This window comes from Hydrogenophaga sp. PML113 (assembly GCF_001777155.1).
In the GTDB taxonomy this organism is placed as follows: domain Bacteria; phylum Pseudomonadota; class Gammaproteobacteria; order Burkholderiales; family Burkholderiaceae_C; genus Hydrogenophaga; species Hydrogenophaga borbori.
On record NZ_MIYM01000006.1, the window covers coordinates 275993 to 301186 of the forward strand.

General features: G+C 71.2%; 27 protein-coding genes. 14 read left to right on the plus strand and 13 right to left on the minus strand.

Annotation, left to right across the window (positions count from 1 at the left end):
• Nucleotides 1-16: 16 nt before the first annotated feature.
• Nucleotides 17-967 carry a protein translocase subunit SecF gene (secF, locus tag BHU06_RS13980; protein ID WP_070399786.1) on the plus strand — a complete coding sequence of 317 codons (951 nt, stop codon included), beginning with the start codon at nucleotides 17-19 and terminating at the stop codon, nucleotides 965-967.
• Nucleotides 968-1062: 95 nt separating this feature from the next.
• Complete coding sequence (locus BHU06_RS13985; RefSeq protein WP_070399787.1) at nucleotides 1063-3498, plus strand: DUF1631 family protein; 2436 nt, start codon at nucleotides 1063-1065, stop codon at nucleotides 3496-3498.
• A 24-nt stretch (nucleotides 3499-3522) separates the two neighbouring features.
• Here BHU06_RS13985 and dprA read toward each other — a convergent pair whose 3' ends face one another.
• Both dprA and BHU06_RS13995 read right to left on the minus strand, forming a co-directional pair.
• Nucleotides 3523-4629, minus strand: coding sequence for a DNA-processing protein DprA (gene dprA, locus BHU06_RS13990; RefSeq protein WP_070399788.1), 1107 nt, complete (start codon nucleotides 4627-4629; stop codon nucleotides 3523-3525).
• Between the two features lie 5 nt (nucleotides 4630-4634).
• Nucleotides 4635-5867 (minus strand): LysM peptidoglycan-binding domain-containing protein, encoded by a 1233-nt coding sequence (locus tag BHU06_RS13995; protein WP_070399789.1) that lies wholly within the window; start codon nucleotides 5865-5867, stop codon nucleotides 4635-4637.
• Nucleotides 5868-6140: 273 nt separating this feature from the next.
• On the opposite strand from BHU06_RS13995, the gene def reads away from it, so the two are divergent.
• The 5 genes from def to BHU06_RS14020 are packed head-to-tail and all read left to right on the plus strand — an operon-like array spanning nucleotide 6141 to nucleotide 9228.
• The gene (gene def / locus BHU06_RS14000; protein ID WP_070399790.1) at nucleotides 6141-6662 is read left to right on the plus strand and encodes a peptide deformylase; all 522 of its coding nucleotides are present in this window, start codon (nucleotides 6141-6143) and stop codon (nucleotides 6660-6662) included.
• Between the two features lie 7 nt (nucleotides 6663-6669).
• Nucleotides 6670-7164 (plus strand): hypothetical protein, encoded by a 495-nt coding sequence (locus tag BHU06_RS14005; RefSeq protein WP_070399791.1) that lies wholly within the window; start codon nucleotides 6670-6672, stop codon nucleotides 7162-7164.
• A 36-nt stretch (nucleotides 7165-7200) separates the two neighbouring features.
• Nucleotides 7201-8160, plus strand: a complete 960-nt coding sequence (gene fmt, locus BHU06_RS14010) for a methionyl-tRNA formyltransferase (protein ID WP_070399792.1) — start codon at nucleotides 7201-7203, stop codon at nucleotides 8158-8160.
• Nucleotides 8157-8900, plus strand: a complete 744-nt coding sequence (locus BHU06_RS14015) for an AzlC family ABC transporter permease (RefSeq protein ID WP_070399793.1) — start codon at nucleotides 8157-8159, stop codon at nucleotides 8898-8900. The genes fmt and BHU06_RS14015 overlap by 4 nt, the downstream gene beginning before the upstream one ends.
• Complete coding sequence (locus tag BHU06_RS14020; protein WP_070399794.1) at nucleotides 8893-9228, plus strand: AzlD domain-containing protein; 336 nt, start codon at nucleotides 8893-8895, stop codon at nucleotides 9226-9228. Before BHU06_RS14015 ends, BHU06_RS14020 begins: the two co-directional genes overlap by 8 nt.
• Before the next feature lie 25 nt (nucleotides 9229-9253).
• Here the strand turns inward: BHU06_RS14020 and BHU06_RS14025 are convergent, their stop codons facing one another.
• Nucleotides 9254-9985: a phosphatase PAP2 family protein gene (locus BHU06_RS14025; protein ID WP_083293237.1), complete on the minus strand. Its 732-nt coding sequence runs from the start codon at nucleotides 9983-9985 to the stop codon at nucleotides 9254-9256.
• Between the two features lie 114 nt (nucleotides 9986-10099).
• Here BHU06_RS14025 and BHU06_RS14030 point away from each other — a divergent pair, with 114 nt between their 5' ends.
• The 4 genes from BHU06_RS14030 (at nucleotide 10100) to BHU06_RS14045 (ending at nucleotide 15174) form a co-directional block, all read left to right on the plus strand.
• On the plus strand, nucleotides 10100-10816 hold the full coding sequence (locus BHU06_RS14030; protein WP_175442858.1) for a response regulator transcription factor: 717 nt from the start codon (nucleotides 10100-10102) through the stop codon (nucleotides 10814-10816).
• Nucleotides 10813-12135 (plus strand): HAMP domain-containing sensor histidine kinase, encoded by a 1323-nt coding sequence (locus tag BHU06_RS22835; RefSeq protein ID WP_070399797.1) that lies wholly within the window; start codon nucleotides 10813-10815, stop codon nucleotides 12133-12135. Before BHU06_RS14030 ends, BHU06_RS22835 begins: the two co-directional genes overlap by 4 nt.
• 66 nt (nucleotides 12136-12201) lie before the next feature.
• On the plus strand, nucleotides 12202-13908 hold the full coding sequence (locus BHU06_RS22555) for a phosphoethanolamine transferase (protein WP_254668176.1): 1707 nt from the start codon (nucleotides 12202-12204) through the stop codon (nucleotides 13906-13908).
• Between the two features lie 66 nt (nucleotides 13909-13974).
• Complete coding sequence (locus BHU06_RS14045) at nucleotides 13975-15174, plus strand: phosphoglycerate kinase (protein ID WP_070399798.1); 1200 nt, start codon at nucleotides 13975-13977, stop codon at nucleotides 15172-15174.
• Nucleotides 15175-15346: 172 nt separating this feature from the next.
• Here the strand turns inward: BHU06_RS14045 and BHU06_RS14050 are convergent, their stop codons facing one another.
• Genes BHU06_RS14050 through BHU06_RS14065 form a run of 4 tightly spaced genes read right to left on the minus strand, consistent with a single transcriptional unit; the run spans nucleotide 15347 to nucleotide 18773 of the window.
• Nucleotides 15347-15739 (minus strand): YbaN family protein, encoded by a 393-nt coding sequence (locus tag BHU06_RS14050; RefSeq protein ID WP_070399799.1) that lies wholly within the window; start codon nucleotides 15737-15739, stop codon nucleotides 15347-15349.
• 39 nt (nucleotides 15740-15778) lie between these two features.
• Nucleotides 15779-16480: a fumarylacetoacetate hydrolase family protein gene (locus BHU06_RS14055; protein ID WP_070399800.1), complete on the minus strand. Its 702-nt coding sequence runs from the start codon at nucleotides 16478-16480 to the stop codon at nucleotides 15779-15781.
• 14 nt (nucleotides 16481-16494) lie between these two features.
• Nucleotides 16495-17553: a cupin domain-containing protein gene (locus tag BHU06_RS14060; RefSeq protein WP_070399801.1), complete on the minus strand. Its 1059-nt coding sequence runs from the start codon at nucleotides 17551-17553 to the stop codon at nucleotides 16495-16497.
• Nucleotides 17554-17570: 17 nt separating this feature from the next.
• The gene (locus tag BHU06_RS14065) at nucleotides 17571-18773 is read right to left on the minus strand and encodes a 3-hydroxybenzoate 6-monooxygenase (protein ID WP_070399802.1); all 1203 of its coding nucleotides are present in this window, start codon (nucleotides 18771-18773) and stop codon (nucleotides 17571-17573) included.
• Nucleotides 18774-18880: 107 nt separating this feature from the next.
• Between BHU06_RS14065 and BHU06_RS14070 the strand changes: the two genes are divergently transcribed.
• Nucleotides 18881-19357, plus strand: coding sequence for a MarR family winged helix-turn-helix transcriptional regulator (locus BHU06_RS14070; RefSeq protein ID WP_070399803.1), 477 nt, complete (start codon nucleotides 18881-18883; stop codon nucleotides 19355-19357).
• A gap of 21 nt (nucleotides 19358-19378) precedes the next feature.
• Here the strand turns inward: BHU06_RS14070 and BHU06_RS14075 are convergent, their stop codons facing one another.
• Nucleotides 19379-20266 (minus strand): alpha/beta hydrolase, encoded by an 888-nt coding sequence (locus BHU06_RS14075; RefSeq protein ID WP_070399804.1) that lies wholly within the window; start codon nucleotides 20264-20266, stop codon nucleotides 19379-19381.
• 70 nt (nucleotides 20267-20336) lie between these two features.
• Complete coding sequence (locus tag BHU06_RS14080) at nucleotides 20337-20939, minus strand: TetR/AcrR family transcriptional regulator (RefSeq protein WP_070399805.1); 603 nt, start codon at nucleotides 20937-20939, stop codon at nucleotides 20337-20339.
• 116 nt (nucleotides 20940-21055) lie between these two features.
• On the opposite strand from BHU06_RS14080, the gene BHU06_RS14085 reads away from it, so the two are divergent.
• Both BHU06_RS14085 and BHU06_RS14090 read left to right on the plus strand, forming a co-directional pair.
• Entirely contained in the window at nucleotides 21056-21547 is a 492-nt protein-coding gene (locus BHU06_RS14085) for a pyridoxamine 5'-phosphate oxidase family protein (protein WP_254668177.1), read from the plus strand.
• 7 nt (nucleotides 21548-21554) lie between these two features.
• Nucleotides 21555-22925 carry a GAF domain-containing protein gene (locus BHU06_RS14090; RefSeq protein ID WP_070399807.1) on the plus strand — a complete coding sequence of 457 codons (1371 nt, stop codon included), beginning with the start codon at nucleotides 21555-21557 and terminating at the stop codon, nucleotides 22923-22925.
• A gap of 8 nt (nucleotides 22926-22933) precedes the next feature.
• On the opposite strand, the gene BHU06_RS14095 is transcribed toward BHU06_RS14090, so the two are convergent.
• The 4 genes from BHU06_RS14095 to BHU06_RS14110 all read right to left on the minus strand — a co-directional run bounded on the left by BHU06_RS14095 (nucleotide 22934) and on the right by BHU06_RS14110 (nucleotide 25089).
• Nucleotides 22934-23677 carry a hemerythrin domain-containing protein gene (locus BHU06_RS14095; protein WP_070399808.1) on the minus strand — a complete coding sequence of 248 codons (744 nt, stop codon included), beginning with the start codon at nucleotides 23675-23677 and terminating at the stop codon, nucleotides 22934-22936.
• Between the two features lie 175 nt (nucleotides 23678-23852).
• Nucleotides 23853-24263: an alternative ribosome rescue aminoacyl-tRNA hydrolase ArfB gene (gene arfB, locus BHU06_RS14100; RefSeq protein ID WP_070399809.1), complete on the minus strand. Its 411-nt coding sequence runs from the start codon at nucleotides 24261-24263 to the stop codon at nucleotides 23853-23855.
• A 35-nt stretch (nucleotides 24264-24298) separates the two neighbouring features.
• Nucleotides 24299-24829, minus strand: a complete 531-nt coding sequence (locus BHU06_RS14105; RefSeq protein ID WP_070399810.1) for a cytochrome b/b6 domain-containing protein — start codon at nucleotides 24827-24829, stop codon at nucleotides 24299-24301.
• Nucleotides 24826-25089 carry a PepSY domain-containing protein gene (locus BHU06_RS14110; RefSeq protein ID WP_070399811.1) on the minus strand — a complete coding sequence of 88 codons (264 nt, stop codon included), beginning with the start codon at nucleotides 25087-25089 and terminating at the stop codon, nucleotides 24826-24828. Before BHU06_RS14110 ends, BHU06_RS14105 begins: the two co-directional genes overlap by 4 nt.
• Nucleotides 25090-25194: the final 105 nt, after the last annotated feature.

The following is a 25194-nucleotide window of genomic DNA, read 5'->3' on the forward strand; positions in this document are numbered from 1 at the left end:
GCACCCGGAGCCCACGATGGAGTTCTTCCGCATCCGCCGCGACATCCCGTTCATGCGGCACGCGATCGTGCTGAACGCGATCTCGTTCATCACTTTCCTGCTGGCCGTGTTCTTCCTCGTGACGCGCGGCCTGCACCTGTCGGTGGAATTCACCGGCGGCACCGTGGTCGAGGTGGCCTACGAGCAGCCGGCCGACCTCGCCGCCGTGCGGCGCGTGGTCGAGGATCTGGGCTACCTCGAGGTGCCCGTGCAGAACTTCGGCAGTTCGCGCGACGTGCTGCTGCGCCTGCCCGCCGTGCAGGGACAAAGCTCCGGCCAGCAGGCCGAGGCCCTGTTCGCCGCGCTCAAGGCCCAGAACCCGGCCGTCACGCTCAGCCGCACCGAGTTTGTCGGGCCGCAGGTGGGCGAGGAGCTGCTGCACAACGGCCTGATCGCCCTGGCCCTGGTGATCGGGGGCATCATCATCTACTTGGCCGTCCGCTTCGAATGGAAGTACGCGGTCTCGGCCATCATCGCCAACCTGCACGACGTGGTCATCATCCTGGGCTTCTTCGCCTTCTTCCAGTGGGAGTTCTCGCTGGCCGTGCTCGCGGCCACGCTGGCGGTGCTGGGCTACTCGGTCAACGAATCGGTGGTCATCTTCGACCGCATCCGCGAGACCTTCCGGCGCCAGCGCAAGATGACGCCCCAACAGGTGGTGGACCACGCCATCACCTCCACCATCAGCCGCACCATCATCACGCACGGCTCGACCGAGGTCATGGTGCTGTCCATGCTGCTCTTCGGCGGCCCCACGCTGTTCTACTTCGCCCTGGCGCTGACCATCGGCATCCTGTTCGGCATCTATTCCTCGGTGTTCGTCGCGGCGGCCATGGCCTTGTGGCTGGGCATCAAGCGCGAAGACCTGGTCAAGCCAACCAAGAGCGAAGGCGATCCGGACGACCCGAACGCCGGCGCCGTGGTGTAGTCCGTGGCGTAGTTGCCATACCAAGCCCGCCCAACGGCGGCGTCCAGGGGTTTCGCGGGCATGGAACGCAGGGTCTTCGTGTCATACTGAAAAACATGGTGTCGCCTTCCCAACCGACGGGGTTTGCCCTTGCCCAGCAGGCGCGTGAGCGCCATGTGCTGCACGTGGGGCGGTCCCTGCCGGACCTGGCCAAGGCCATCGAACAGCGCCTCACCGTCCTGCTCGACCAGCCGGGCACCTCGAGCGACGTGCAGATCCGCCGCGACACCTGGGCGGCCTTCAAGAAGCGCCAGACCATCTGGGTCGAGGACTGCCGCAACGCGCTGCGCAAGCACCTGGCCGCCCGCGCCGGCCTCACCGAACCCGCCAGCCTTTCGGGCCAGCTCGAACTGGTGACCGAAGGCGCCATCGACGATCAGATCCTGGCCTCGCGCATGGCCATGCGCGTGCTCGACAAGACTTCGTCCGAACTCAATGACCTGCGCCTGCGGGTGCAGCACCTGGAGCGGCGCACCGAGCTCTCCAAGAGCGACATCCTGCTGCCCGACGTGCTGGCGCGGCTGCTGGTCGAGCAATGGAAATCCGCCGGGCTTGAGCGCGAGGGCCTGGGTCTGGTCCAGGACCACATCGCGCCCATGCTGGGCGCCATCCTGCTCGATGGGTACAAGGCCGCCAATGGCCACCTCGTGGCCAACGGCGTGATGGAAAAGATCGACCTGCAGGCGCTGGTGCGCCGCAGCCCGTCCGGCACCACGGCGCCCGCGCCGCCCACCACCCGGCCGGGCGCGCCTGGCGGGCCCACCACGGGCGGTGGGCTGCACACCCCGTTCCGGCGGGTGCAGGAGCCGGGCCGCCCGGGCGGCCCCGGCGCGGGGCCCGCCAGCCAGGCGGGCGGTGCCAGCGGCCTGTCCGGCCATGGCCAGGTCCACACAGGGGGCCGATCCGCCCCGCACAGTGGCTACCCCGGCTCCTCCGGCATGGGTGTGAACGACGAAACGCGCATGCTCACCGGCACCTCGCCCCTGGCGCGCGCGCGCATGCGGGCCCAGGGCGTGGTGGGCCGTCTGCGGCGCATGCTGATCGACCGCGTGGGCCCCGAATTCGAGGCAACCGAGATCCTGCCGCCCTCGCCCGCGCTGCAGCAGGTCATGGCGCGCCAGGTGTCCTTTCCCAGCACCGGTTCCGGGCTGGGCGGCGTGGCGCCCACCGGCGGCGGTGCGGTGTACGTGGATGCGGGCACGGTCGAGCGCACGGCGGTGGCGCTGCGCGAACGCACCCAGGAGCTCAAGCAGGCCGCGTCCACGCCCACCGAGAAGGCCACCATCGAGGTGGTGGCGCTCATGTTCCAGGCCATCCTGGCCGAAGAGCGCATCCCGCCGAGCGTGCGCGTGTGGTTCGCCCGCCTGCAGATCCCCGTGCTGCGCGTGGCCCTGGCCGAACCCGAGTTCTTCAGCGCCCTGCAGCATCCCGCGCGCCGGCTGATCGACCGCATGGGCTCCTGCGTGATGGGGTTCGAATCCAACGTCGGCTCGGTCGCGCTGGAGGCCGAGATCAAGCGCGTGGTGCAGGTGATCGAACAGTACCCGGAGACCGGGCGCCGCGTGTTCCAGCTCGTCTACGACGAGTTCCAGAAGTTCCTTTCCACCTATCTGAGCGAGCAAAGCAGCGCCAGCCGCTTCGTCAGCGTGGCCCAGCAGGTCGAGCAGAAGGAAACGCTGTCGGTGCAATACACCATCGAGCTGCGCAAGCTGCTCGATGACGTGCCGGTGCGCGCCGAGGTGCGTGACTTCCTCTTCAAGGTCTGGGTCGACGTGCTGGCCGTGGCGAGCGTCAAGCACGGCGTCAAGCACCCGGACACGCAGGCGCTCAAGCAGGCCGCGTCCGACCTGCTGTGGGCGGCCAGCGCCAAGCCCAGCCGCGACGACCGCGCGCGCGTCATCCAGCAGCTGCCGGGCATCCTGCAGCGGCTGCGCCAGGGCATGGCCCTGCTCGGTTTCCCGCAAGGCCTGCAGGACCAGCACATCAAGTCGGTGAGCGACACGCTGGCCGACGCCTTCATGTCGCGCACCGAGTCGATCGCGCAAAGCCTGCTCGACGCCCTGTCCAAGCGCCTGGCCAACCTCGAGGACTACCTGCCCGAGGGTGGCGTGGGCGATTTCGACCTCAACGCCGACAGCATCGAGCTCATCACTGGTGTGGACGCGAGCAACATCGAGGTCATCAACCAGGGCGGCAGCCAGCCCAACGAGGCCATGCGCGCCTGGGCGGTGGAGCTGCAGATCGGCGCCTGGTTCGGCCTGGACCACAACGGCAAGCTGGTCAGCGTGCAGCTCGCCTGGCGCAGCCAGCATGGCCAGCTCTACCTGTTCGTGAGCAACGCGGGGCGCTGCTTCCTCATGCCCGCCTCGCGCGTGGCGGCTTACCTTCAGGCGGGCCTGCTGGTGCCGAGCGAGGACGAAACGCTCACCGTGCGCGCCACGCGCGAGGCGCTGGCCAAGCTCGACGCCAACCCCGAGCGCCTGCTGGCCTGAGGCCCGCGCCCAAGGGGCGCCGGTTCAGCCTTGCGCGACGCGCTGCAGCAGGCCGCCCGGCAGGCGTGCCACCAGACCCTGCAACTCCAGTTCGAGCAGCCGCGCCTGCAGCGCGCTGGTCGGCAGGCCGGTGCGCGCGAGCAGGTCGTCCAGGCCCACGGGGTCGTGGCCCAGGGCGCTGAGCAGGCCGTCGTCCGCTCCGCCGACGGGCAGGGGCGAGGCTTCCTCGGCCGCGCGGGGGGCCGGATCCGCCAGCCGCAGTTCTTCCAGCACGTCCTGCGCCGACTCCACCAGCTTGGCGCCCTGGCGGATCAGCGCATGGCAGCCGCGCGACTGTGGCGCATGGATGGAACCGGGGATGGCGAACACCTCCCGCCCCTGCTCGCTCGCCAGCCGCGCGGTGATCAGCGAGCCCGACTGCAGCGCGGCTTCGACCACCAGCGTGCCCATCGACAGGCCCGCGATCACGCGGTTGCGCTGCGGGAAGTGGTGTGCCAGCGGCGGCGTGCCCAGGGGGTACTCGCTGATCAGGGCGCCCTGGGCGACGATGCGGTGGGCAAGGTCGCGGTGGCGGCTGGGGTACACGCGGTCGAGGCCGGTGCCCACCACCGCCAGCGTGAAGCCGCCCGCGCGCAGCGCGCCCTCGTGCGCGGCGCCGTCGATGCCCAGGGCCAGCCCCGACACGATGGTCAGGCCGGCGGCCGCCAGCGACTGCGCGAAGGCCTGCGCGTTTTGCGCGCCCTGCGGCGTGGGGTTGCGGCTGCCGACGATGGCCAGCCGTTGCGCGTGTGACAGCGCGTCCAGGCGCCCGTGCACGAACAGCACCAGCGGTGGGTCGGCCGTGTCCAGCAGCGAGGCGGGGTAGCGCGGGTCGGCCAGGGTGATCGCGTGGCGCTCGCCGCCCTGTGCCAGCCAGCGCTCGTGGGCCAGAACGGTGTCTTCGAAGCCTTCGGGGGGCTGCGCCATGGCCTGGGCCAGGGCCGGCTCCACGACGCGGCCCCAGGTGTCGGGTGCCTGGGCCCAGATGGTTTCGGGCAAACCGAAGGCCGCCAGCAACTGGCGGGCGGTGGTGCGGCCCAGGCCGGGTGTCAGGAGCAGCCGCAGCCAGGCGGCCAGCTCATCACGCGGCATGGGGTTCAGGGGTTGAGGAAGCGGTCGCCCACCTGCACGCCGTCGTCAATCTCGAGCACGATGGCATAGGACACGCGGTCGAAGGTGCGGAACACCATCATGAGGCCGTTGCGCTCGCCGGGCAGGCGGATGTTGGGGCGCGAGGAATCGGTGGTGTCCTTGACGAGGTTGCTCTCGCGCAGGAGGGCCAGCACGTGGCCGGGTTCCAGGCCGTTCTGCTTGCCGCGGTTGATGGTCACCACCATGTTCTGGGCCGCGTAGTTCACGGCATTGCCGTACACGGAGACCACGTGGCCGGACTGCGGGCCCTGCGGCGCGCGCGGCACGAAATTGAGGAACTCGCGCGGAGGCTCGGGCAGCAGGCGGTCGCCCACGCGCATTTCCTCCTTTGCGGCGACGATGTCGATGCCGGCCGGCACGATTTCCTCGACCTTGTCGCCCTTGGCGTCCACGCCTTCGCGGCGGCGTTCGTTGGAGACCACGTTGGCCTTGCCCACGTACTGCGCCTCGTAGCCCAGGATTTCGTTGGTGATGGGGTCGCGCAGCGGCGTGGCGTTGCGGAACACGCGGTAGCCGATGGAGCGGCCGTCGACCACGGCCAGGGGGGCGGCGTTGGGCTGCTCGCTGGAGATGGCGCGCGCGTAGGCGCGGTCGCCACGGCTGAGCAGCACGCGGTTTTCCTGCGTGGCCACGATGCGTGGCGCGCGGTTGATCGCGTTCTCGTCGACGATCAGCGGCTCGGTCAGGAAGGATTCGATGGTCTGCAGCGAGATCGGCGGGATCGCCGTGTCGGCCAGCGACTCATAGCGGGTGCGCGGCGAGACCTTGATGGTGCCGGGCTCGCCGCTGCCGCCCGGGCGCGTGCTGAGCGTGGCGCGGCCGTTGGCCTTGATGAGGTACAGCGTCTGCCCCGGGTAGATGCGGTGCGGGTTCTTGATGTCGTCGAGGTTCATGCCCCACAGCTCGGGCCAGCGCCACTGGCTGCGCAGGAAGACACCGGAGATGGCCCAGAGCGTGTCGCCGCTCTTCACGGTGTAGCTGTCGGGGGCGTTGGGCGCCAGTTCGGACAGTGGCACGCCGGCCTGGGCGACCTGGTTGGCGGTGGCGCGCTGGCCGGGGGTGACGGGGTAGCGCTGCTCGGCCGGAATGGGGCCGCTTTGCGCGAGGGCCGCCTGTGCGGCGCAGGCCAGGCCGACGGCGCTGGCGATGGTGGAGATCAGGCGGGTGTTCGATCGCATGTTCGGAGGCCCCTGGGCGGCTGCCGTCGGCCGGTGCGATGACGCCGCGGGAGCCGGCGTCTCAACCACCGCCTGGGGCGCGCGAGTCTTGACAAAACGCGTTTGATTCTGCGCGCAAGCCTTTGATTGCGCAATGTTTATGGCGGCGTGCAATTTCGCGTCGTCGCAAAAGTGGCGAAAATAGCGACACCGGTATCCGCTCGTCAGCGTGCCACCGCCTGCTGTCGTTCCCGACCCCAACGGAGACCTCTTGAGACCCCGATCCGATCAGTCATGAGCGCCCCCGACACCCTGCCCATCCTGCGCTACCCCGACCCGCGCCTGCACACCGTCGCCCAGCCCGTCGCGGCGGTGGACGAGCGCATCCGCGCGCTCATTCCCCGCATGCTCGCCACCATGTACGAGGCCAACGGCATCGGCCTGGCCGCGACGCAGGTCGACATCCACGAGCGGCTCATCGTCATCGACGTGAGCGAATCGCGCGACCAGCCGCTGGTGCTCATCAACCCGGTGATCGAATGGGCCAGCCCCGAGACGCGCAAGGGCGAAGAGGGCTGCCTGTCGGTGCCCGGCATCTACGACGGCGTGGAGCGCTCCACGGCCGTGCGCGTGCGCGCGCTCGACGGCGAAGGCGCGCAGCGTACGATCGAGGCCGAAGGCCTGCTCGCGGTCTGCATCCAGCATGAAATGGACCATCTCGTGGGCAAGGTTTTTGTCGAGTACCTGTCGCCGCTCAAGCGCAACAGGATCAAATCCAAGCTTGTGAAAGCCCAGCGCGAAGCCCTGCGCGAGTGAGTCCGCCATGAAGCCTGTTGCCGTACTGCGTTGCATTGCCCTGCTGGCCCTGGTGTGGCTGGCGGGTTGTGCGGGCATGCCCGAGCGTTTGCCGTCCGGCGCGTCGCGCGAGCAGGTGATCGAGCGCCTGGGTCCGCCGAGCGCCGAGTACGCCCTGGCCGACGGCTCGCGCCTGCTGTACTCGCGCCAGCCGCTGGGCCGCCAGGTCTACAACGTCGACTTCGGTCCCGACGGCCGCCTGCGCCGCGTGGTGCAGGTGCTGGACACGAACTGGATGCTGCAGCACGTCGCGATCGACCGCTGGACGCGCGACGACGTGCTGCGCCACCTCGGCCGGCCGGCGCTGGTCGAGCGCGTCGCGCGCTTCGACGGCGACATCTGGACCTACCGCTACCTCGAGAACAACAACGAACGCCTTGCGCATGTGCACATCGACCGCGCGGGCGTGGTGCGCAAGCTCCTCTTCCTGGACGAGTTCACCCCGCCGTCCGACCGTTCCTGATCCCGCGCCGGCGCCCGCCGGCCGGTCCCTGTCCTGATGAAACTCATCTTCGCCGGCACGCCGGTCTTCGCGCGTGTCGCGCTCGAACGCCTGCTGGGCGCGGGCTTTCACGTTCCCCTCGTGCTGACGCAGCCCGATCGACCCGCCGGACGGGGCATGAAGCTGCAGGCCTCGCCGGTGAAGGCGCTCGCGCTGGAGCACGGCATCGCCGTCGCCCAGCCGCGTGGCCTTCGGCTCGACGGCAAGTACGCCGATGACGCCGCGGCCGCGCGCGCCGCGATCGAGGCCGCCGGGGCCGACGCCATGGTGGTGGCGGCCTACGGGCTGATCCTGCCGCGCTGGGTGCTGGACGCGCCGCGCCTGGGTTGCCTGAACATCCACGCCTCGCTGCTGCCGCGCTGGCGCGGCGCGGCGCCCATCCACCGCGCCATCGAGGCCGGCGACGCCGAGTCCGGCGTGACCATCATGCAGATGGACGAGGGCCTGGACACCGGCGGCATGCTGCTGCGCGAGCGCCTTCCCATCCGCGGCGACGACACCACCGACAGCCTGCACGACCGCCTGGCCGTGCTCGGCGGACGGCTCATCGTCGAGGCGCTGGAGCTCGCCGCCTGCGGTGGCCTGCGCGCCGAGCCGCAGCCCGCGCAGGGCGTGACCTACGCGCACAAGATCGAGAAGGCCGAGGCCGTCATCGACTGGGCCCAGCCGGCGGCGCTGATCGCGCGCCGCGTGCGCGCCTTCGACCCCTTCCCCGGCGCGCACACCACGCACGCCGGCGAGGCCATCAAGGTCTGGGCCGCCGAGCCCGTGGCCGGCGCGGGCCGCGCGGGCGAGGTGCTGGCCGTCGGGCCCGAGGGCATCACCGTGGCCTGTGGCGAGGGCGCGCTGCGCCTGACGGTGCTGCAGCGCGCGGGCGGCAAGCGCCTGCCCGCGGCCGACTTCCTGCGCGGCTTCGCGCTCGCGCGCGGCGAGTCGCTGGGGGGCGGCGGCGAATGATCCTCTTCCTCAAGCGCGAGCACCGCGCACGCCCCGAGTACTTCGAGGGCATCCGCGATCAGTTCTCGGTGGCCATGGGCATCGGCGCCTGGGGCCTCATGACCGGTGTGGCCATGGTGCAGTCCGGCCTGTCGCCGCTGGAGGCGGTGCTGATGACGCTGATCGTCTACGCCGGCAGCGCGCAGCTCGCGGCCATTCCCATGATGGCCGCGGGCGCGCCGCTGTGGGTGATCCTGGTGGCGGCCTTCTGCGTCAACCTGCGCTTCGTGGTGTTCTCGGCCCACCTGCGGCCCTACCTCGTGCACCTGCCGCGCTGGGAGCGCCTGGCCAGCGGCTACGTCACGGGGGACCTGAGCTACGTCTTCTTCGCGCGCCGCTACCCGCACCCCAGCGACGATCCCGAGCAGCGCGCCGCGCAGCAGGCCTACCTGATGGGCAACTGCGCCGTGAACTACGCCGCCTGGATGGGCACCAGCCTGCTGGGCGTGGCGCTGGCCAACGCCATTCCCCTGGCCTGGGGCCTGGGCTTCGCGGGCATCCTGGCGCTGCTGGGCGTGATGTGCTCGCTCGCCACCTCGCGCCTGCGCGTGGTCTCGGCGGGCGTGGCGGGCGCGGCCGCGGTGGTGGCCTGGGCGCTGCCGCTCAAGCTCAACATCCTGGTGGCCATTGCCTGCGCGGTGGCGCTGTGCCTGTTGCTCGAGCACCTGCGGCCCGCGCGAGAAGGGGCCGGCCGTGTTTGACCTCGATCCCTGGACGCTGCTGACCATCCTGGCCCTGGGCGCGGTCACCGTCATCGCGCGCGGCTTCTTCTTCCTGTCCGACAAGCCCTGGACGCTGCCGCGCTGGGCCCAGCGCGGCCTGCAGTACGCGCCCATCGCCGCGCTGTCGGCCGTGGTCGTGCCCGAGGTGGTGATGAGCCACGGCGCGCTGGTGAACACCTGGCAGGACGCGCGCCTCTACGCCGCCTTGGCGGGCGCGGCCTGGTTCTTCTGGCGCGGCGGCGTGCTGGGCACCATCGTGGCCGGCATGGTGGTGTACCTGCCGCTGCGCATCGGCCTGGGCTGGTAGCGCCGCGCGCGGCGCCTCGGCGGTGCTATTCGCTGCGGCGCGCGCGCGCCGCGGCCGTGCCGGGGTGGGACCGCACGAACTGCCAGCCCGCGAGCGATACGCTGGCGCAGATCAGCAGTGTCCACATCGTGTGGCTGGGAAAGTGCGCACCGCGCAGCGTCTGCACCACGCCCGAGAGCAGGCCCACGCCCAGCGCGGCGGCCAGCCAGCGCAGGCCGACCACGCGCCGCCGCAGCACCCCGTCGGGCGGCAGCAGCCAGGGCAGGCACAGGGCGAGAAACGCGAAGCCGCTGGACGCGTGGCCGCCAGGGAAGCAGCGGCCGGTGCCGCCGTCGGCCTGGCCCCAGGCCCAGTGCGACACCCATCGGGCGTTGCGGCCGAAGGCCTCCAGCTCCCAGGGGCAACTGGTCAGGCTGTTGTACTTGACCAGGTTGACCGCGAGCAGCGACAGCACGGCCAGCGCCAGCACGGCGATCCGCTCGCGCCGCGGCAGGTGGGCGCGCGGCCACAGAGCCCAGCCGCACAGCAGCACGAAGGCCGCGACCATGGTCTTGTGCAGGCCGTCGTGCAGCACCCGCTCCAGCAGCCAGTCGTGGCGCAGCGCGAAGCCCTGGGGGCTGCCCACGGCGCGCATCACGGCCATGTCCAGGCCGGACAGGTCCCACAGCAGGGTGAAGGCGAGAAAGCCGCACAGCCACAAGAAGGGGCGGGGCGGGGCGCGGTCGAGGGGGGGCGCTGGCGGGGGTGTGGCGGGCATGGCGCGGCACTGTTGGGTGCCACCGTTAACCCCAGCTTAAATTGCTTAATTTGCCGCTAAGGTGGCTGCCCATAATCGATGGCCTCGATTCCCAGAACCTCAGGACGGTCCGATATGCGCGCACTCGTGGTGGAAGACGACCCCGGCATCGCCAGCGGCTTGGAGCTGGCCCTGCGCCGCGCGGGTTACGCGGTGGACCTGTGCGCCACGCGCGACGCCGCCTGGCACGCGCTGTCGGTCGAGCCCTTCGACGTGCTGCTGCTCGACCTGGGGCTGCCCGATGGCGAAGGCATGGACCTGCTGGTGCGCCTGCGCCAGCAGCCGGCGCCGGTGGCCGGCCGCCAGGCGCTGCCGCACAAGGACATGCCGGTGCTCATCATGACCGCGCGCGATGGCGTGAGCGACCGCGTCGTCGGCCTGGACGGCGGCGCCGACGACTACCTGGTCAAACCCTTTGACGCCAACGAACTGCTCGCGCGCCTGCGCGCCATGCTGCGGCGCGCCGGCGGGCGCAGCAACCCGCTCATCGAGCACGGCGAACTGGTGATCGACCCGGCCGCCCATACGGTGCTGCGCGCGGGCCAGCCGGTGGCGCTGGGGGGCAAGGAGTTCGCTCTGCTGCTCACGCTCATGCAGGCGCGCCCGCAGGTGCTGTCCAAAACGCGGCTGGTGTCGGCGCTCTATGGCTTCGGCGAGGAGCTGGAGAGCAACGCCATCGAGGTGCACATCCACCACCTGCGCCGCAAGCTCGGCGAATCGCTGATCCGCACGGTGCGCGGCGTGGGCTACTTCATCCCGCGCGACGACGCGGCGGCGGACGGGCCGCGATGAAAGCGCCGCGCCTGCTGCGGCACTACCTGCTGCGCTGGACCCTGGGCATGCTGCTGATCCTCTGGCTGGCGGTGGTGGCGCAGGCCTGGACCACCGCCTTTCGCGAGGCGCGCAAGTTCTCCGACGGCCAGATGGTGGCTGTGGCCCGGCTGTGGCTGGTGGCGTCGCCGATCGGCGAGTCGCGCCCCCTGCCGCAGGCCGGCGCCGACCTCGAGCACGAGTTCCTCCAGGATGTGGCCGTGCTGGCCTGGGAGGGCGGCCGCCTGGTCAGCGACACGCACGGGCTGGCGGACAAGCTGGACCTGGCCGCGTTGCCCGCAGTCGGCTTCTTCTCTGTCGAGCTGAACGCACCGAACCTGCCGACCGCCTGGCGGGCGTTCTCTGTGCAGACCGGCGACGGCGCCGAGCAGCGCCGCGTGCTGGTGCTGATCGACCGGCGCCAGCGCTTCGAGCTGGGCACCGACATCGCCATGCACGTGGCCGAGCCCGCCTTGCTGGTGCTGCCCGTGGTGCTGCTGCTGCTGGGCTGGGGCGTGCGCCGCGGCCTGCGCCCGCTCGACAGCCTGTCGCGCGAGGTGGCCGCGCTCGACGGCTTCGCTGGCGAGCGCCTGAGCACGGAACGCCGCTTCCGCGAATTCGCGAGCACCGTCACCGCCATCAACGCCCTGGTGGACAGCCTGCAGGCGCGCGCCCAGCGCGAACGCGAGTTCGCCTCCGACGTGGCGCATGAGTTGCGCACGCCGCTGGCCGCGCTGACGCTGCAGGCACGCGCGGCGCAGCACGACCCCTCGCCGCAGCGGCTGGAGCAGCTGGAGCAGGAGTCGCTGCGCGCCGGGCGCATCCTGCAACAGCTGCTGGACCTGGCGCGCGCCCAGCGCAACCAGGGCGCCGAGGATGGCGTGCCGGTGGCCCTGGGCGAGCTGGCGGCCCGGCTCGTCGCTTCGCATGCGCCGGCGGCGCTGGAGAGCTGGCAGGAAATCTCGCTGCAGCAGCCCGACGAACCCGTGGTGGTGATCGTCCAGCCCATGCTGCTGGAGCTGGCCCTGCGCAACCTGATCGAAAACGCGCTGCGCCACACGCCCCCGGGCACCCAGGTGCTGGTGGAGGTGTGGCGCGACGCCGACTCGGTCGGGGTCTCGGTCAGCGACGACGGCCGCCGCCCGACCGCCGCCCGGGTGCGGCCGGCCGAATCGGGTGGCCTGGGGCTGGGTTTGCGCCTGGTCCAGCGCATCGCCGAGCAGCTGGGCGCCCGCCTCGACACCGACGGGGCCCAGGCCCCCATGACCACGCGTTTCGCCCTGCGCTGGCCGCGCGCCTAAGGTTCAGCTAATCCGGGGCGCACACGCTCTCGGGGGCCGCGACGAGCGGCTTCCCGAGAGCTGTTCATGCCCACCCCGTTTTCCTTCCCTTTCGCGCGCGCCCTTCGTTTCTCAACCGCCGCAGCGCGCGTGCGGGTGCCGCGCGCCGCGGCCATGGTGTGGGGCCTGGCGCTGTGGCTGGCCCTGGTGGGCAACCTGCCGTTGTGGCAGCGCATCGACGGTCTGGGGGGCTCGCTGGGGTACCGCGTGGTGCTCATCGCGGGCCTCGGGGCGCTGCTGACCTGCGCCATCGCCGCGCTGCTGTGGCTGTTCGCCTGGCCGCGGGTGTTCCGGCCGGTGGCGAGCGTGCTGCTGGTCGTGGCCGGCGCCAACTCCTATTTCATGTGGCGCTACGGCGTGGTGATGGACCCGACCATGCTGGCCAACACGCTGCACACCGACGTGCGAGAGGTGCGCGACCTGATGTCGTGGTCGCTGCTGGGGGCGCTGCTGCTGGTGGCGGGCCTGCCGCTGTGGGCGCTGTGGCGCCAGCCACGCTTTCTGCACGGGGGCTGGCGCCGCGTCGGGCACAACGCCGCGGGCCTGCTGGCCGCCTTCGCGCTGCTGGTGGTCACCGCGCTGATGAGCTACCAGGGCCTGGCCTCGCTCATGCGCAACCACAAAGACCTGCGCTACATGGCCAACCCGCTGAACAGCGTCTATGCCGCCACGTGGGTGGCGGCGGAGCGCCTGCCGCGCCAGGCGAAGCCCCTGCTGCCGGTGGGCGAGGACGCCCGCCTGGGCGCCAGCTACGACCACCAGGCGCGGCCACCCCTGCTGCTGCTGGTGATCGGCGAGACGGCGCGCGCGCAGAACTTCGGTCTCAATGGCTACGCGCGCGACACCACGCCCGCGCTGGCGCGCTGGCGCGCGGGCGGCGACCTGGTCAACTTCAGCCAGGTGCGCTCCTGCGGCACCAATACCCTGGTCTCGGTGCCCTGCCTGTTCTCGCCGCTGTCGCGCACCCAGGGCGGCAACCAGCCGGCCGACCGTGAGAACCTGCTCGACGTGCTGCAGCGCGCCGGCCTGGCCGTGCTCTGGATCGACAACCAGGCGGGCTGCAAGGGCGTGTGCAACCGCGTGCCCCACGTCTACACCAACGACCAGCCGGTGCCCGCCCTGTGCCCGGGCGGCGAATGCCTGGACGCGGCCATGCTTGACGGCCTGGACGCGCGCCTGGAGGCACTGGACCCGGCGCGTCGCGCCCGGGGCGTGGTGCTGGTGATGCACCAGATGGGCAGCCACGGACCCGCCTACGCCGCCCGCTCGCCCGACGGCGCCAAGCCTTTCCTGCCCGAGTGCCGCAGCAACGCGCTGCCCGAATGCTCGCAGCAGGAACTGGTCAATGCCTACGACAACTCCATCGCCTACACCGACCGCTTCCTCGACCAAGCCCTTCAGTGGCTGAGCGCGCGCGCCGCGCAGGGCCGCAACGACACCGGCCTGGTCTACGTCTCCGACCACGGCGAGTCGCTCGGCGAGAACGGCCTGTACCTGCACGGCGTTCCCTACGCGTTGGCGCCCGATCAGCAGACCCATGTGCCCATGGTGGCCTGGTTCTCGTCCGGCCTGCGCCAGCGCGCGGGCCTGTCCCTGGACTGCCTGCGAGCGCGCTCGGCCGAGCCGCTGTCGCACGACAACGTTTTCCACACGGTGCTGGGCCTGATGGACGTGCGCACCGGCGCGCGCGAGCCCGCGCTGGACGCGCTGGCGCCCTGCTCGAGCGGGGGCTGAGCGCCGGCGGGCGCGCGCGCTTTCCTACAATCCCGGGGTTTGTCCACAGAACCCGGGATTGCCGTCATGACCGCCTTCATCCGCTTCGCTGACCTTTGCGCGCAGGGCCGCGCCAAGGGCCAGCGCGTCTTCATCCGCGCCGACCTCAACGTCCCCCAGGACGAACGGGGCCGCATCACCGAAGACACGCGCATCCGCGCCAGCGTGCCCGCCATCCGCCTGGCGCTGGACGCCGGCGCGGCGGTGATGGTCACCTCGCACCTAGGCCGCCCGACCGAGGGCCAGTTCAAGCCCGAGGACTCGCTGCAGCCCGTGGCCACGCGCCTGGCCGAGCTGCTGGGCCAACCGGTGCGCCTGATCACCGACTGGGTGAATGGCGACTTCGCCGTCTCGCCCGGCGAGGTGGTGCTGCTGGAGAACTGCCGACTGAACGTGGGCGAGAAGAAGAACAGCCCCGAACTGGCCAAGAAGCTGGGCGCCCTGTGCGACATCTTCGTGCACGACGCCTTCGGCACCGCGCACCGCGCCGAGGGCACCACCTACGGCATCGCCGAGACCGCGCCCGTGGCCTGCGCGGGCCCGCTGCTGGCGGCCGAGATGGACGCCATCGCCAAGGCCCTGGCGCAGCCGAAGCGCCCGCTGGTGGCCATCGTGGCGGGCAGCAAGGTCAGCACCAAGCTCACCATCCTGCAGAGCCTGGCGAGCAAGGTCGACCAGCTCATCGTCGGTGGCGGCATCGCCAACACCTTCATGCTGGCCGCGGGCCTGAAGATCGGCAAGAGCCTGGCCGAGCCCGACCTGGTGGGCGATGCCAAGGCCGTCATCGAGGCCATGAAGGCGCGCGGCGCCGAGGTGCCCATCCCCACGGACGTGGTGGTGGCCAAGCGCTTCGCCGCCGACGCCGAGGCGACGGTGAAAAAGGCCTCCGACGTGGCCGACGACGACCTGATCCTGGACATCGGTCCCGAGACCGCCGCGAAACTGGCGGCCCAGCTCAAGCAGGCCGGCACCATCGTGTGGAACGGCCCGGTGGGCGTGTTCGAATTCGCGGCCTTCGAAGGCGGCACCAAGACCATTGCCCGTGCCATCGCCGACAGCGCGGGCTTCTCCATCGCGGGCGGCGGCGACACGCTCGCGGCCATCGCCAAGTACGGCATCGAGAAGGACGTGGGCTACATCTCCACCGGCGGCGGCGCCTTCCTGGAGGTGCTGGAAGGCAAAACCCTGCCGGCGTTCGAGGTGCTCGAACGCCGCGCGCAGGCCTAAGGCACAGACGATCCGCCGCCGGGCCGCCCCCAGGCGGATCAGCCCCCTCGGGGCTGAGCCCGACGGCTCCGAGCCTGCCTGCGCAGGCCCGGACGGGCGAAGAGGCGCTGACTCTGGCAGCGCCGCGGCCTGCAAGGCCTCACGACCCGCGCAGCGGCGGAGCGTGGGGGCATCATGTTTTGCGCGTGGGAATGCGCGCGACCACCCACACGCCGATCGCGGCGGCCACCAGCACCACGCCCAGCAGCACGGGCCGCTCGCGCAGGCCCCAGGCCGACAGCGACACCATCAGCAGCATGGTGACCTGCGCGAAGCGCTTGGTGCGCCGGCTCAGGCTGCGGTGCTCTTCCCAGTCGCGCACCATGGGGCCGAAGAAGCGGTGCCCGCGCAGCCAGCCGTGCAGGCGCGGCGAGGCCTTGGCGTAGCAGGCCGCCGCGAGCAGGACGAACGGGGTGGTGGGCAGGCCTGGCAGCGCCACGCCCAGGATGCCCAGGCCCAGCGACACCGTGCCGGCCAGCCAGAGCAGCCAGCGCAGCGCGCGCGGGGTTTCGTCGGAAGAGGGCATGCGCCGGCATGATAGCCAGCGCCCCGCGCGCCGTGGGGCTCAGGCCGGCGCGCCGATCGTGAGCGACACGCCGCCCACGCCCTCGACCCGGCCCTCGAGCCGGTCGCCCGGCACCACCGCGCCCACGCCCTCGGGCGTGCCCGTGTAGATCAGATCGCCGGCCTGCAGGTGGTAGAAGCGCGAGAGGTCTTCGATGATCTCGCGCACGTTCCAGATCAGCTTGTCCACGTCGGACTTCTGCTTCGTCGCGCCGTTCACCGTGAGCTCGACGGCGCCGCGCTCGATCACGGTGAACGGCAGGGGCACGATCTCGCTGCACACCGAGCCCTGCTCGATGTCCTTGCCCAGGTCCCAGGGGCGGCCCTTGTCGCGCGCCACCAGCTGCAGGTCGCGCCGCGTCATGTCCAGGCCGGCGGCGTAGCCGTAGATCAGATCGTGTGCGTCGGCCGCGGCCACGCGAAAACCCGCGCGGCCGATGGCCACCACCAGCTCCATCTCGAAGTGGTAGTTGTTGGTCTCGCTCGGGTAGGGCACGGTGCTGCCCGAGGGCGTGAGCGTGGAGAGCGACTTGGTGAAATAGAAGGGCCGCTCGACCGACTTGTCCACGGGCTTGCCCATTTCCACCGCGTGCGCGTGGTAGTTGCGGCCGACGAAGAACAGTCGGTTGACAGGGAACAGCTCGCTCTTGCCCTGGATGGGCAGGGCGGCGACGGCGGGCGGATTGAAGAGGTACTGGGGCATGGTGGATCCGGGGGTCAGGGCATCTGCGGTTGGTTGTCGGGGCGCACCTCGTAGACGCCGAGCTTGCGGTGCAGCGGCGACTCGTCGGCGACGAAGAGGAAGGCGGGCTCGCTGGCCGAGGCATTGACCAGCGTGGTGGGCGTGTAGCCCGGGATGCAGCAGGTGTCGGCCTCCTTCAGGTCGAAGTCGTGCCCCTGCACGCTCACGCGTGCGCGCCCTTCGATGGCGTGGTACACGCAGGCCGGCGAGCGCGCGGGCAGCGCGAGCGTCTGGCCGGGGCGCAGCATCAGCGCGTGGAAGCCGAGCACGTTTTCGGCGTCCTCGCCGGTCTCGGGGTTGGTGTAGGTGACCTGAACGTGCTGCAGGTCGGCCCGGTCCTCGGCGATGGACAGCAGCGCGGCCTTGGCGTCGGCCCAGGGGTAGCGCAGCATGGGGTAGCGCTGGCCGGCGCGGCCGAACACGGGCGTGGGCACCACGCCGGCGCGCGAATAGGCGCGGTCGCCGCGGCCGGGTTTCACCGCCTGCCGGCCGCCGTTGAGGTGGTAGCTCACCTCCAGGTAGTACATGAGCGGCAGGTCCAGCACGTCGAGCCAGACCACGGGCTGGTCGCCGTCGTGGCCGTGCTCGTGCCAGCGGCCGGTGGGCGTGAGGATCAGGTCGCCGCGGCTCATGGGGCACTTCTCGCCGTCCACCGTGGTCCAGGCGCCCTCGCCTTCCACCACCATGCGCACCGCGTTGGGCGTGTGGCGGTGGCTGGGCGCCCACTCGCCGGGCAGCAGCAGCTGCATGCCCAGGTAGAGCGCGGCGCTGGCCTGCATCTTCTCCAGCGTGTGGCCGGGGTTGGCCAGCACCAGCACGCGGCGCTCGGCCTTCTCGATCGGCGTGAGCTCGCCGGCCTTCAGCAGCAGGGGCTTGATGTCGGCGTAGGCCCAGTGCGTGGGCTTCGTCTGGCGCGTGGGAATCTGCGGCGGCAGCACGCCGCGCAGGCTGGGCCACAGCGGCACCAGGTTGCGCTCCCGCAGGGCGGCCACGTAGTCAGCGGGCAGGTCTTCGAGGCGTCCGAGGTCGTTCATCGAGGTCTCCGTTGGGTTCAGTGCGCGGCCAGGCAGTGGTCCACCCGCCAGCCGTAGAGCCATTCCACGGCATCGTAGAAGCGTTCGGGCGAGCGGCCGCGCCACAGGTCGTTGCGCACCAGGCGCTCCACGCCCTTGGCGTGGTAGATGCGGCCCATCTCGCGCGAGCTGAGCACGATGCGCGCGGTGCGCGCGATGCGCGAGCGCTGGTACAGGTCCAGGGCCTTCTCGAAGTCGCCCTGGTGCACGCGCAGGGCCTCGCCCAGGGTCACGGCGTCCTCGATCGCCATGCAGGCGCCCTGCGCCATGTACTGCGTGGTGGGGTGGGCCGCATCGCCCAGCAGCGTCACGCGACCAAAGCTCCAGCGCCCGATCGGGTCGCGGTCGGCCGTGGCCCATCGCTTCCAGCTCTTGGGCAGTTCAATGAGCTTTCGCGCCTTCGGGCAGATGCCCTGGAAGTAGCTCAGCACCTCTTCCTTGCTGCCGTCCTTCACGCCCCACTCTTCCGTCTCGCGGCTGTGGAAGGTGACGACCACGTTGTACTGCTCGCCGCCGCGCAGCGGGTAGTGCACCAGGTGGCAATTGGGGCCGGCCCACAGGCTGGCGGCGTTCCAGCGCAGGTCCTCGGGGAAGTCAGCCTTGTCGACCACGGCGCGGTAGACCACGTGGCCGGTGACGCGCGCCGGGTCGCCCACGAACTGTTCGCGCACCACGGACTTCACGCCGTCGGCGCCGATCAGCGCCAGGCCGCGGTGCGCCTGGCCGTGCTGGTCGTGGGCCGTCACGCCGTCGGCGTCCTGCTCGATGCGCTCGATGCGCGTGGCGGTGTGGAAGCTCACGCGGTCGCTGGCCTGCACACCCTCCAGCAGCGAGCCGTGCGCGTCGGCGCGGTGGATCACGGCGTAGGGGTTGCCGAAGCGCTGGCGGAAGGCCTCGCCGGTGGGCACCCGTCCGATGGTGTACTCGTCGATGGCGTCGGTCATCACCATCTCGTCGATGTAGACCGCGCGCGAGCGCGCCGCCTCGCCCACGCCCAGGGCGTCGAAGGCCCAGAAGGCGTTGGGGCCGAGCTGCATGCCGGCGCCGATCTCGCCGATCTGCGGCGCCTGCTCGAACACCTGGACGCGAAAACCCTGGCGCACCAGCGCCAGCGCCGCGGCCAGGCCGCCGATGCCGCCACCGGCCACGAGGACGGGGAGGTCCTTGTCTTGTGTCGCCATGCCTGTCTCCTTCACAAGATTTGCATACTGATGATCAGTACACTCATCATAAGTGCCCTGATAGCATGCTGTCCACTTCCTCCCGTCGTCCTGTCCCGCCGCCCTTCATGAAACGTTCCGAGCCGTCCAACGTCAGCATCGACGACCAGCCGGGCCACTACATCCGGCGGCTGCACCAGATTTCGGTGGGCATCTTCCTGCAGGAACTGTCCGAGCTGGGCGTCACGCCGGTGCAGTACGCGGCGCTGCAAACCGTGGCCAATCAGCCGGGCATCGATCAGCGCACCCTGGCGCGCACCATCGCGCTGGACGCGTCCACCACCGGGGGGGTGGTCGACCGGCTGGAGCAGCGTGGCGCGCTGGAGCGGCGCACCGCGCCCACCGACCGGCGCGCGCGCCAGCTCTGGCTCACGGCCGCGGGCGAGAAGCTGCTGGCCGAGGCGGTGCCGGCCATGCTGCAGGCGCAGCAGCAGATCCTGGCGCCGCTGACCGAGCGCCAGCGCGCCGAGTTCATGCGCCTCATGCGCATCGTGGTGGATGAGAACAACGCGCTGAGCCGCGCGCCGAGCGAAGCGGCGAAGTGAAGGGGGCGCGCCGGCGCGCGCTCAGTCCCGCAGGTGCGCCACCACCGCCCGCACCACGGCCTCGTCGCGCAGCAGGCGCGTGTGGCCCAGGCCGCGGGTCTCCATCAGTTGGGCGCCGGGGATCGCGTCGCGGAAGGCCTCGGCGTCGGCGAAGCGGTTGATGCGGTCCTCGCGGTCGTGGACGATCAGTGTGGGCTGGGCCACGCGCGGTCCCACGGCGGCGGGCTCGAACTGGCGCATCAGGATGCCCTCGCGCGCTTCCACGCGCTGCTGCAGGCGCGCGCGGGTGTCCTCGCTCAGGCCGAACACGGCAGCGAACAGCCGCGTGTAGGCGTGCGGCGAGGCCGGCGGCGCCAGCAGCGCCAGGCGCGGCACGGCCAGGCCGCGCGCCGCCGCGTAGGCCAGCGCGTTGGCCGCCAGCGAATGCGCCACCACCGCGCGCACCTCATGGCCCTGCTGCTGCTGTCGCGCGACGAGGTAGTCGATGGCGCGCGCGAACTGCGGCAGGTTGCTGGTGCTGCCCTCGCTGCGCCCGTGCGCCGGCAGGTCCACCAGCAGGGGGCGCAGGCCCTGAGCGCTCAAGGCCTGCGCCAGCGGCAGCATCTGCGCGGCGTAGCCGCCCCAGCCGTGCAGCAGGACCACCACGGGGCCGTGCGGGCCGGGTGGCGGTTGGTAGAGGGTGAGGCTGGCGTCCTCGAAAGGCAGGCGCGTGATCCGCCAGCGGGCCAGGTCCGGCTGGCGTCGGTGCAGCCACTTGGACGGCAGGGGCGTGCCGAACACGCGGTAGGCGCCGCGCACGGCGAGCGCCGGCCACACGCGCTCGGACAGGGTGAGCGCCCAGCGCAGCCAGCGTGTGCCGGGGTTGGCCTGGTAGTAGGCCGAGGCGGTTTGCAACGAGGTGCTGTTCATCACGGATCTCCTAAAATCGCACGATCGTGCGAAATATGGTCGAACAAAAGAAGCGGCCCAGCACCGCTTCTCAGCTTTCGTAGGTCTTGAGCAGCCGCGCCCAGGTGGCCTGGGCGCGCTCGGCGGCGCGGGGATCGCGCAGGAAGCGCACGTCGTGGACCAGCCCGATCGCCAGGCTGCAGATTTCGCCCACCAACTGCTCCGGGTCGGTGTCGGCCTTCAGGTGGCCGGCCTCGATGGCCTGCAGCACGGTGCGGCGCAGCGCGGCGCGCCAGCGCGTCACCTCGCCCAGCAACAGCTCGCGCAGCTCGCCCTCGCGGTCGTCGAGTTCGAAGGCGCCGGAGGTGTAGAGGCAGCCCGTGTGCGCCTCCACGTCGCGCAGGCGGATCAGCCAGCGCCGCACGATCTCGCCCAGGCGCGGCAGTCCCTTGGGCGACTGCATGGCCGGCACGAAGACGTCGGCCAGGAAACGGCGGCCGAACTCCTCGATGACGGCTTTCTGCAGCGCCTCGCGCGAACCCACGCGCGAGAACACGCCGCTCTTGGACAGGCCGATGCGGTCGGCCACCGCCTGCAGGGTGATGGCCTCCAGGCCCTCGGCAGAGGCAAGGTCGAGCGCGGCGCCAACGATGGCGGCGCGCGTCAGTTCGCTTTTTTGTGTCCGGGCGTCCATGGCGGTGAAATTTAGCACGTTCGTGCGAAACTCGGAACACCGCCCGCGGGCGGTGGCCCGGCTTGGTCGATGAAAGGTCGCTGGCTATGATCCGCGCGTTCCGCGCCGCTGGCCCCATGAACCCATCCCTGCCCCCACTCAAGCCCGAGTTCCTGGCCATGCTGGTCAAGGGGGTGTCGCTCATGCTCAGCAGCTGCGACCTCGATCTGACGCCCAGCGTGATGCGGGCCGTTGGCAGTCGCATCGACGACGGCGGGCGCCGCATCACCGCCTATCTGGGGCGTGCCCAGTCGCGCCAGCTGTTGGCCAATATCGCGGCCAGCGGGCGGCTCGCGGCGGTGTTCAGCCAGCCCAGCACCCACCTGACGGTGCAGTTCAAGAGCCGGCGCGTCCGCTTGCGCGAGCCGCAGGCCGACGACCAGCCTTACCTCGAGCGCTACCGGCAGTCGCTGGAGCAGGAGCTCTCGGTGCTCGGCTTCGCGCCGCTCTATGTGCAGGCCTTGCTGGCGCATGCGCCAGACGATCTGGTGGCCGTCGAATTCGAGCCCGACGAAGCCTATGACCAGACACCCGGCTCCCGGGCGGGCAGCCCGCTGATGGCCGCTTGAGTCGTCCATGAACGCCACAGCCGCCATCGGTCCCGAGCAGCTCGCCACCATGGCCGAACTCAGGCCCTGTCTGGAAGGCGCGATCCCCGCCGTGATGGCCACCGTGGCGGCCGATGGCACGCCCAACGTGGCTTACCTGTCCCAGGTGCACCATGTGGACGAGCACCACGTGGCGCTGTCCTTCCAGTTCTTCAATCGCACCCGGCAGAACCTGCTGGCGCATCCGCGCTCCACGGTGCTGGTGACCAACCCGCTGAACTTCCACTTCTACCGCCTGCACCTGAAGTACCTGCGCACGGAAGACGAGGGGCCGGTGTTCGAGCGCATGAAAGCGCAGTTGGCGGGCATCGCCTCGCACGAGCGCCTGGAAGACGTGTTTCGCCTGCGCGGCGCCGACATCCACCAGGTGCTGGCCATCGAGCGCGTGCCGGTGGGCAAGGCCCCGCCCTTGCCCGCGCCGCTGAGGCGGCCCGAGCCCCTGGCGGTGCTGCGCCGCCTCAGCGGGCGTTTGTCCCGTGCGCGCACGCTCGATGCGCTGCTGGATGCCGCCCTCGATGGACTGCAGCAGGAGCTGGGCCTGTCGCAGGCCATGGTGCTGATCGCCGACACCGCCTCGGGGCGGCTCTACACCGTGGGCAGCCGGGGGTACCCGACCTCGGGCGTGGGCTCGGAAATCGCGGTGGGCCACGGGGTCATTGGCGTGGCCGCGCGCGAAGGCACGCCGGTGCGCATCAATCACATGACGAGCGCCGCGCGCTACAACCAGGCCCTGGCCGACAGCCTGGGCCGGCGCGAAGCGGGCGCCGAGATTCCTTACCCCGGCCTGGCCCGGCCGGGCAGCCAGCTCGCCGTGCCGCTGCTGTCCGCCGGCCGGGTCCTGGGGGTGCTGTTCGTGGAAAGCGAGCACGAGATGCACCTGAACCACGAAGACGAGGACCTGCTGGTCGCGCTCGCGGGCCAATTGGCGGCTGGCATCGACCTGATGCATGAGTCCGAGGAGCCTTGCGGCGACGACGGCGCGGCGGCCGCCAGCGCGGCGGTGGCCGCCAGCGCGGCCCCCTTGCTGCGCGTGCGCCGTTACCGGCGCGACGACAGCATCTTCGTCAACAACGCCTACCTCATCAAAGGCGTGGCCGGCGCCATCCTGTGGAAGCTGCTGAACGACCACCTCGGCGGCCGCAGCGAGTTCACCAACCGCGAGTTGCGCCTGGACACCACGCTGGGCCTGCCGGACGTGAGCGACAACCTGGAGGCGCGCCTGCTGCTGCTGCACCGCCGCCTGGGCGAGCAGTGCCCGGCGCTGCGGCTGCAGAAGACCGGGCGCGGCAGCTTCCGCTTCGACGCCCTCGCGCCGGTGGAGCTGGCCGAGAGCCCCTAGCGCGCGGCTCAGGCGCTCACCAGCCCGGGCACGGGCGGCAGGTTCATGCCACGCGCCAGCTTGGCCCAGTCGCGCGGGCTCAGGTGGGCGCGCGCCAGGTCCAGCACGGCGGCCACCGCCGGCGCGGGCGCCTTGGCTTGCATGTCGTTCACCATCAGGCAGCGCTCGATGGCGTTCGACGCGGGCAGCATCCAGCGCGCGACGGTCATCATCTCCTGCGGCGGGATGCTGGCCACCAGCTCGTCGTGCAGGGCCAGCAGTTCGAAGTCGTTGTAGGTGGCCCAGAGTGCGCCGTTGTGCGCCGTTTCCTCGGCGTGCATGTGCCGCAGGTTGTCGGCCACGAACAGGGCCAGCGCCAGGTACAGCGCGTGCATCGCGCCGGCGCGCTCGTCGGCCGGCACGGCGGCCAGGGCGCGCGCGGCCCCGCGCAGCTGGGCGGTGTGGCGCAGGTGGTCCTCGTGCTCCTCGGCGACGGCATCGCACACGCCGGGGCAGCGGGCCCGCAGCGCGGGGTGGATGAACCGGTTCTCGTGGTCCAGGTGGCGCTCGAACATCTCCATCAGTTCGATGGTGCGGTCAGCGGCGTCGTGCACCTCGGCCTCGTCGGTGGGGTCGGCGCGGCCGAGGGCGAGCAGGGTGTCGGCCATCATGGCGCGCAGCGCCTTGTGGATGCCGGCGTACAGGTTGAAGCGGCCTTCGCCCGCGCGGGCGGCGGCGGCGATGGCGGCGATTTCGATCGAATGGGAATGCATGGTGGGAGGTCCTTGGGCACCGGTGACGCCCGGCGCTCGGCGGTGGCGGCGGCGCCCCATGCGCCGCTCGTCCATGCCCGGAAGTCTCGTGAAAGCCCCCCGGTCGCGCCGCTAAATTGCGCTTAAGCGCTTCCTAAAAGGACCTTAAGCCTCCCCCGGGCGGGGGATGGAACGCTCAGTCCAGCCCGCGCGGGCGGCCGCGCGCCTGCTTGGTGGCCGATCGCTGCGCCTTGCCCTCCAGGCGCCGCTCGCGCGAGGCGCGCGTGGGCCGCGTGGCGCGGCGCGCCTTGGGTGGCACGGCCACCGCGTCCACCATGGCCTGCAGTCGCGCCAGGGCCTCGGCCTTGTTCTGCTCCAGACTGCGGCTGCCCTGGGCCTTGATGACGATCACGCCATCCTGCGTCAGGCGGGTGTCGCTGAGCGCCAGCAGGCGCGCCTTCACCGCCTCGGGCAGCGAGGAGGCGCGCACCACGAAGCGCAGGTGCACGGCGTTGCTGACCTTGTTGACGTTCTGGCCGCCCGCGCCCTGGGCGCGGATGGCGGTGAAGGCCACCTCGTCGGGGGCGATGGTCGGGCGCTCGGGCATGGCGGCAGTCTAGGCCCTGGGCCGCCGCGACCGGTTCAGTAGCGCTCTTTCACGCCGGTGACCATGGCCTTGACCAGGCGGGTGCGCTCCAGGCGGCCCATCACGATGGCCGCCGCGGCGTGCAGGCCGGCCAGCCCGATGAGGCCGTCGGCCAGGCTCTCGTGCGCCTCGCGCAGGGCCTCGTTGCCCCAGAAGCGGTCGGTGCCCTGCAGCCAGCCCGTGAGGCCCAGCAGCAGCACCAGCAGCATGAGCGCCAGCATCATCAGCGCGCCCAGGGGGTTGTGGCCGGGGACGTGCATTTCATCGCCCCGGAACCAGGCGCGCAGGTGGTGGCGCAGGCGCGTGGGCGTGGGCCAGAAGTCGCTGAAGCGCGCGTAGCGCGGGCCGATGAAGCCCCAGACCACGCGCAGCAGCACCAGGGCCGCGGCCGCGTAGCCCAGCCAGCGGTGCGGCCGCTCGCCTTCTTCCAGCACCCATTGGTTCAGCACCACGGTGCTCACCAGAGACCAGTGGAAGACGCGCACGAACGGGTCCCAGACCCGCTCGGCGCTCGGCGGCGTGTTCATTGGGATTTGACCGGTTTGCCCGACACCGGGTCGAAGTAAATCTCGACCTTCTTGCCGGCCTTGTCGTGGCCGTAGATTTCGTAGCAATTGCCCTTGGTGACCTTGAAGGTCTTGATCTGGTAGCCCTGGGCTTGCAGGTCCTTCTTGAAGTCGGCCTCCGGCTTCCAGCCCTCTTTGCTGGGCGCGCAGGTGGGGCTTGCCAGGGCGTTGCCGGCGGCGAACAGGGCCAGGGTGGTGGTGGCGATGGCGAGAGCTTTCATGGAGATGCGGGGAGTGACGCCCGCACATGCGGGCGCCGCCATTGCAGCCGGGCCGGCTGAAATGCGCCTTAAGCGGCGCGGCCCCGCGCGCGCCAGGGTTGCCGG

Excerpts from the sequence above, each read along its gene's own strand:
- secF (WP_070399786.1), top strand. The coding sequence starts at position 17 with ATGGAGTTCTTCCGCATCCGCCGCGACATCCCGTTCATGCGGCACGCG.
- BHU06_RS13985 (WP_070399787.1), top strand. The coding sequence starts at position 1,063 with ATGGTGTCGCCTTCCCAACCGACGGGGTTTGCCCTTGCCCAGCAGGCG.
- dprA (WP_070399788.1), bottom strand. The coding sequence starts at position 4,629 with ATGCCGCGTGATGAGCTGGCCGCCTGGCTGCGGCTGCTCCTGACACCC.
- BHU06_RS13995 (WP_070399789.1), bottom strand. The coding sequence starts at position 5,867 with ATGCGATCGAACACCCGCCTGATCTCCACCATCGCCAGCGCCGTCGGC.
- def (WP_070399790.1), top strand. The coding sequence starts at position 6,141 with ATGAGCGCCCCCGACACCCTGCCCATCCTGCGCTACCCCGACCCGCGC.
- BHU06_RS14005 (WP_070399791.1), top strand. The coding sequence starts at position 6,670 with ATGAAGCCTGTTGCCGTACTGCGTTGCATTGCCCTGCTGGCCCTGGTG.
- fmt (WP_070399792.1), top strand. The coding sequence starts at position 7,201 with ATGAAACTCATCTTCGCCGGCACGCCGGTCTTCGCGCGTGTCGCGCTC.
- BHU06_RS14015 (WP_070399793.1), top strand. The coding sequence starts at position 8,157 with ATGATCCTCTTCCTCAAGCGCGAGCACCGCGCACGCCCCGAGTACTTC.
- BHU06_RS14025 (WP_083293237.1), bottom strand. The coding sequence starts at position 9,985 with ATGCCCGCCACACCCCCGCCAGCGCCCCCCCTCGACCGCGCCCCGCCC.
- BHU06_RS14030 (WP_175442858.1), top strand. The coding sequence starts at position 10,100 with ATGCGCGCACTCGTGGTGGAAGACGACCCCGGCATCGCCAGCGGCTTG.
- BHU06_RS22835 (WP_070399797.1), top strand. The coding sequence starts at position 10,813 with ATGAAAGCGCCGCGCCTGCTGCGGCACTACCTGCTGCGCTGGACCCTG.
- BHU06_RS22555 (WP_254668176.1), top strand. The coding sequence starts at position 12,202 with ATGCCCACCCCGTTTTCCTTCCCTTTCGCGCGCGCCCTTCGTTTCTCA.
- BHU06_RS14045 (WP_070399798.1), top strand. The coding sequence starts at position 13,975 with ATGACCGCCTTCATCCGCTTCGCTGACCTTTGCGCGCAGGGCCGCGCC.
- BHU06_RS14050 (WP_070399799.1), bottom strand. The coding sequence starts at position 15,739 with ATGCCCTCTTCCGACGAAACCCCGCGCGCGCTGCGCTGGCTGCTCTGG.
- BHU06_RS14055 (WP_070399800.1), bottom strand. The coding sequence starts at position 16,480 with ATGCCCCAGTACCTCTTCAATCCGCCCGCCGTCGCCGCCCTGCCCATC.
- BHU06_RS14060 (WP_070399801.1), bottom strand. The coding sequence starts at position 17,553 with ATGAACGACCTCGGACGCCTCGAAGACCTGCCCGCTGACTACGTGGCC.
- BHU06_RS14065 (WP_070399802.1), bottom strand. The coding sequence starts at position 18,773 with ATGGCGACACAAGACAAGGACCTCCCCGTCCTCGTGGCCGGTGGCGGC.
- BHU06_RS14070 (WP_070399803.1), top strand. The coding sequence starts at position 18,881 with ATGAAACGTTCCGAGCCGTCCAACGTCAGCATCGACGACCAGCCGGGC.
- BHU06_RS14075 (WP_070399804.1), bottom strand. The coding sequence starts at position 20,266 with ATGAACAGCACCTCGTTGCAAACCGCCTCGGCCTACTACCAGGCCAAC.
- BHU06_RS14080 (WP_070399805.1), bottom strand. The coding sequence starts at position 20,939 with ATGGACGCCCGGACACAAAAAAGCGAACTGACGCGCGCCGCCATCGTT.
- BHU06_RS14085 (WP_254668177.1), top strand. The coding sequence starts at position 21,056 with ATGAACCCATCCCTGCCCCCACTCAAGCCCGAGTTCCTGGCCATGCTG.
- BHU06_RS14090 (WP_070399807.1), top strand. The coding sequence starts at position 21,555 with ATGAACGCCACAGCCGCCATCGGTCCCGAGCAGCTCGCCACCATGGCC.
- BHU06_RS14095 (WP_070399808.1), bottom strand. The coding sequence starts at position 23,677 with ATGCATTCCCATTCGATCGAAATCGCCGCCATCGCCGCCGCCGCCCGC.
- arfB (WP_070399809.1), bottom strand. The coding sequence starts at position 24,263 with ATGCCCGAGCGCCCGACCATCGCCCCCGACGAGGTGGCCTTCACCGCC.
- BHU06_RS14105 (WP_070399810.1), bottom strand. The coding sequence starts at position 24,829 with ATGAACACGCCGCCGAGCGCCGAGCGGGTCTGGGACCCGTTCGTGCGC.
- BHU06_RS14110 (WP_070399811.1), bottom strand. The coding sequence starts at position 25,089 with ATGAAAGCTCTCGCCATCGCCACCACCACCCTGGCCCTGTTCGCCGCC.